General features: G+C 69.2%; 2 protein-coding genes. Both read left to right on the top strand.

Translation table 11 applies throughout. The annotated features are described in order from the left end of the window. Positions 1-291, top strand: a 291-nt coding sequence (locus ABT115_RS30800; RefSeq protein ID WP_502969201.1) for an electron transfer flavoprotein subunit beta/FixA family protein, incomplete at its 5' end; no start/stop codon positions are given. A 54-nt stretch (positions 292-345) separates the two neighbouring features. Continuing rightward, the gene (locus tag ABT115_RS30795; RefSeq protein WP_351796780.1) at positions 346-1,308 is read left to right on the top strand and encodes an electron transfer flavoprotein subunit alpha/FixB family protein; all 963 of its coding nucleotides are present in this window, start codon (positions 346-348) and stop codon (positions 1,306-1,308) included. Positions 1,309-1,310 lie beyond the last annotated feature (2 nt).

Raw genomic sequence — 1,310 nt, 5'->3', positions numbered from 1 at the left:
TCCGAGCAGTTGGAGGCGTCGCTGCCGGCGGTGGTGTCGGTGACGGATCAGTCGGGTGAGGCGCGTTATCCGTCGTTCAAGGGCATCATGGCGGCGAAGAAGAAGCCGGTTGAGTCACTGGATCTGGAGGATCTGGAGATCGAGGCGGACGAGGTGGGTCTGGCGGGTGCCTGGACCGCGGTCGACTCGGCGGCGGAGCGTCCGGCCCGTACGGCGGGCACGATCGTCAAGGACGAGGGCGAGGGCGGCAGGCAGCTGGCCGAGTTCCTTGCGGGTCAGAAGTTCATCTGACCCCGCGCTTGTTTCCCCGTAGTTTCTTCGCAACTCGCAGGAGATTGAAGTCCCATGGCTGAAGTTCTCGTCTTTGTCGATCACGTGGACGGTGCCGTCCGTAAGCCCACTCTGGAGCTGTTGACGCTGGCGCGTCGTATCGGTGAGCCGGTCGCGGTGGCGGTCGGCAGCGGTGCTGCCGGCACTGCTGGTGTGCTGGCCGAGCACGGTGCGGTGAGGGTCCTGACCGCCGATGCGCCGGAGTTCGCCGACTATCTCGTCGTGCCGAAGGTCGACGCGCTGCAGGCCGCGCACGAGGCGGTCCGCCCGGCCGCGGTGCTGGTTCCGTCGTCCGCGGAGGGCAAGGAGATCGCTGCCCGTCTCGCGGTCCGGATCGGGTCGGGCCTGATCACCGACGCCGTCGACCTGGAGGCCGGTGAGCAGGGCCCGGTCGCCACGCAGTCCGCGTTCGCCGCGTCGTTCACCACCAAGTCCCGTGTCTCCAGGGGGACCCCGGTCATCACGGTCAAGCCGAACTCGGCTCCGGTCGAGGCTGCTCCGGCCGCGGGTGCGGTCGAGGCGCTGGCGGTGTCGTTCTGTGCGCAGGCCACCGGCACGAAGGTGCTGTCCCGCACGCCGCGCGAGTCGACGGGGCGTCCGGAGCTGACCGAGGCCGCGATCGTCGTGTCCGGCGGCCGTGGCGTCAACGGTGCGGAGAACTTCGCGATCATCGAGGCGCTCGCCGACTCGCTCGGTGCGGCCGTCGGTGCCTCGCGTGCCGCGGTCGACGCCGGCTGGTACCCGCACTCCAGCCAGGTCGGCCAGACCGGCAAGTCCGTCTCCCCGCAGCTGTACATCGCCTCCGGCATCTCCGGCGCGATCCAGCACCGGGCGGGCATGCAGACGTCCAAGACGATCGTCGCGATCAACAAGGACGCCGAGGCCCCGATCTTCGACCTCGTCGACTACGGCATCGTCGGCGACCTCTTCCAGGTCGTGCCCCAGCTCACCGAGGAGGTCAAGTCCCGCAAGGGCTGACC

The sequence above is a fragment of the Streptomyces sp. NPDC001832 genome (assembly GCF_040297265.1).
Taxonomy (GTDB): Bacteria; Actinomycetota; Actinomycetes; order Streptomycetales; family Streptomycetaceae; genus Streptomyces.
This window is presented reverse-complemented; position numbering and strand designations above follow the sequence as displayed.

What these genes read in the sequence shown, in the direction of transcription:
- ABT115_RS30795 (WP_351796780.1), top strand. Translation starts at nt 346, where the DNA reads ATGGCTGAAGTTCTCGTCTTTGTCGATCACGTGGACGGTGCCGTCCGT.